The organism is Actinomadura sp. RB99 (assembly GCF_014706005.1).
Classification (GTDB): domain Bacteria; phylum Actinomycetota; class Actinomycetes; order Streptosporangiales; family Streptosporangiaceae; genus Spirillospora.
Genome location: NZ_JABMCA010000156.1, coordinates 1,216 through 3,371, shown reverse-complemented (window position 1 = coordinate 3,371; position 2,156 = coordinate 1,216). Strand labels below are relative to the sequence as shown.

The 2,156-nt window shown below is 72.9% G+C and carries 5 protein-coding genes; all 5 read left to right on the top strand.

Features of this window, described 5'->3' with window-relative positions:
• A partial coding sequence (locus amrb99_RS49135; RefSeq protein WP_206700421.1) for a hypothetical protein occupies positions 1-621 on the top strand: 621 nt, incomplete at its 5' end.
• A complete protein-coding gene (locus tag amrb99_RS49130) occupies positions 618-1,043 on the top strand; it encodes a hypothetical protein (RefSeq protein ID WP_190868985.1) in 426 nt (141 codons plus the stop codon). The genes amrb99_RS49135 and amrb99_RS49130, both read left to right, overlap by 4 nt.
• Before the next feature lie 7 nt (positions 1,044-1,050).
• The gene (locus amrb99_RS49125; protein ID WP_190868984.1) at positions 1,051-1,242 is read left to right on the top strand and encodes a hypothetical protein; all 192 of its coding nucleotides are present in this window, start codon (positions 1,051-1,053) and stop codon (positions 1,240-1,242) included.
• Between the two features lie 3 nt (positions 1,243-1,245).
• Positions 1,246-1,743, top strand: a complete 498-nt coding sequence (locus tag amrb99_RS49120; protein WP_190868983.1) for a hypothetical protein — start codon at positions 1,246-1,248, stop codon at positions 1,741-1,743.
• On the top strand, positions 1,740-2,006 hold the full coding sequence (locus amrb99_RS49115; protein ID WP_190868982.1) for a hypothetical protein: 267 nt from the start codon (positions 1,740-1,742) through the stop codon (positions 2,004-2,006). Before amrb99_RS49120 ends, amrb99_RS49115 begins: the two co-directional genes overlap by 4 nt.
• Positions 2,007-2,156: the final 150 nt, after the last annotated feature.

Genomic DNA, 2,156 nt, shown 5'->3' with positions numbered 1-2,156 from the left:
CGCGCCGGGCCGCACCAAGGCGGCGGGCTGATGGAGTACGTCACCGTCGAGGAGCTGCGCGGCCAGCTCGCCGACGTCAAGGAGAAGGTCGCCGAGGAGCTGCTCGCGCCCGCGGTCGTGGCGGCGTCGCGGGCCGTCGAGGACTGGACGGGCCGCAGCACGTTCGGGCTCGCCGACGTCGCGACGGCCCGGCTGCTGCGCCCGACCGGCCCCGAGGTCACCGACGTCCCCGACATCGGCGCGCTCGACGGCCTCGTCGTCGAGACCCGCACCGGACGCGGCGCCGAGTGGCGCACCCTCGACCCCGACGACTACCAGCTCGAGCCGCTGGACGCGCCGGACCGCCCCGCGTACACGTGGACGCAGCTCGCCGCGCTGTCGGGCCCGTGGCCGCGCGTCGGCCGGCGGCCGTCTCTGCGCGTGACCGCCCGGTGGGGCTGGTCGAGCGTCCCCGAGCAGGTGAAGCGCGCGACGCTCCTGCGCGCCGTTGCGCTCTACAAGCGGCGCGACAGCCCGCTCGGCGTCGCCGGGTTCGGCGACTTCGGCGCGATGCGCATCACGCGGCAGGACTCCGACGTCGTGGCGCTGCTCGCGCCGTTCCAGCGGGTGATGGCGGCGTGAGCGGGCTCGGAGAGATCCGCACGGCGCTCGCCGCGCTGCTCGACGACGTCGAGGGCCTGTCGGCCTACGCCTACCGGCCCGCGTCGGTCCCGAACCTCCCGGCCGCCGTCATCAGCCCGAGCAGCGCGGAATACGCGACGCCGATGCAGGCGCGGCGCGGCCAGGACATCTACCAGTTCGACGTGCTCGTCCTCGTCCCGTTCGTGGACGCCGAGGTCGCGCAGGCGACGCTCGACGAGCTGATCAGCGCGGACGGTCCGATCCGCGCCGCCCTCGCCGCGTCCCCGCACCTGGGTCCCGGCTACGGCACGACCGCGTACGCGACCGCCCTGGCCGACTACGGCGTGACGATCGGCGGCGCGGACGAGCAGCAGAACCTCGGCGCGACCCTGCGCGTCACCGTCCGCACGACCACGGGATGAGGCACCCATGAGAAAGACGATCACCATCACGCACCCGGGCGGGATGACGTCCGACGTCCCGGTGATCTCCCTGCCGCACTGGCTGGAAGCCGGGTGGCAGGTCGCGGCGCCGGACGAGGTCCCCCGCCGCGACCTGACCGACAAGCCGTCCGGCGAGGACGGCGCGCGGCCCGCGCGCCGCCGCACCAAGGAGGACTGACCCATGCCCGCTACCCCGATCGCCGCCGAGGAACGCTACTTCGAGCGCGGCGTCACGAAGGTGTACTTCCTCACCGCGATCACCGCCCCGACCAAGATCCCGACCCGCACGGAGCTGAACGCGGGCAAGGACATCACCGAGGCCATCGCCGACATCGACGGGTGGAAGATCGAGGGCGACGACATCGAGACGCCCGACCTCGGCTCCCGGTTCAAGAAGACCATCCCCGGCGAGCTGAGCGCGGACGACTCGTCCCTGACGTGCTACCGCGACGCGATGGGCCTGGACATCCGGACCCTGCTGCCGCGCGGCACCAAGGGCTACGTGGTGTGGCTCGACGCCGGCGACGTCGAGGACGGCCCGATGGACATCTTCCCCGTCCGCGTCAAGAGCCTCGGCAAGTCGCGGACGGTGGACACCGACGCCGCGAACATCGAGGTCACGTTCTCGATCCTCGACGAGCCCGTCGAGGACGCGTCCGTCCCGGCCACGACGCCGTGACCCCGCGCCGCGTCACGGTCACGCCCGGCGCGCTCGCGCACCGCATCGCGATCAACGGCACCGACATCTCGGCGGCCGTCTCCGACGCGACGATCACACTGCGGGCGGGCGACGTGCCCGAGGTCGATCTCACGCTGCACACGTACGAGATCGACCGAATGGACCTGCCGAACCCGCAGATCCACATCCCCGCCGAAACCCGCGACGCCCTGATCCTGCTCGGCTGGACACCGCCCGACGACGGGCAGGACGAGGGGAGCTGACCGATGACGTCCCGGGACATCCTGCGCGTGCAGGGCGCCGAACAGCTCCGGCGGCTGTCACGGGACCTGCGCAAGCTCGAGGGCGGCAAGGAGATCCGCGCCGAGCTGGTCCGCCAGCTCAAGGCGGTCGCCGACGAGATCGTCCAAGCC

Bases quoted from the DNA above. Each gene is read 5' to 3' on its own strand.
- amrb99_RS49120 (WP_190868983.1), top strand. From the start codon at position 1,246: ATGCCCGCTACCCCGATCGCCGCCGAGGAACGCTACTTCGAGCGCGGC.
- amrb99_RS49125 (WP_190868984.1), top strand. From the start codon at position 1,051: ATGAGAAAGACGATCACCATCACGCACCCGGGCGGGATGACGTCCGAC.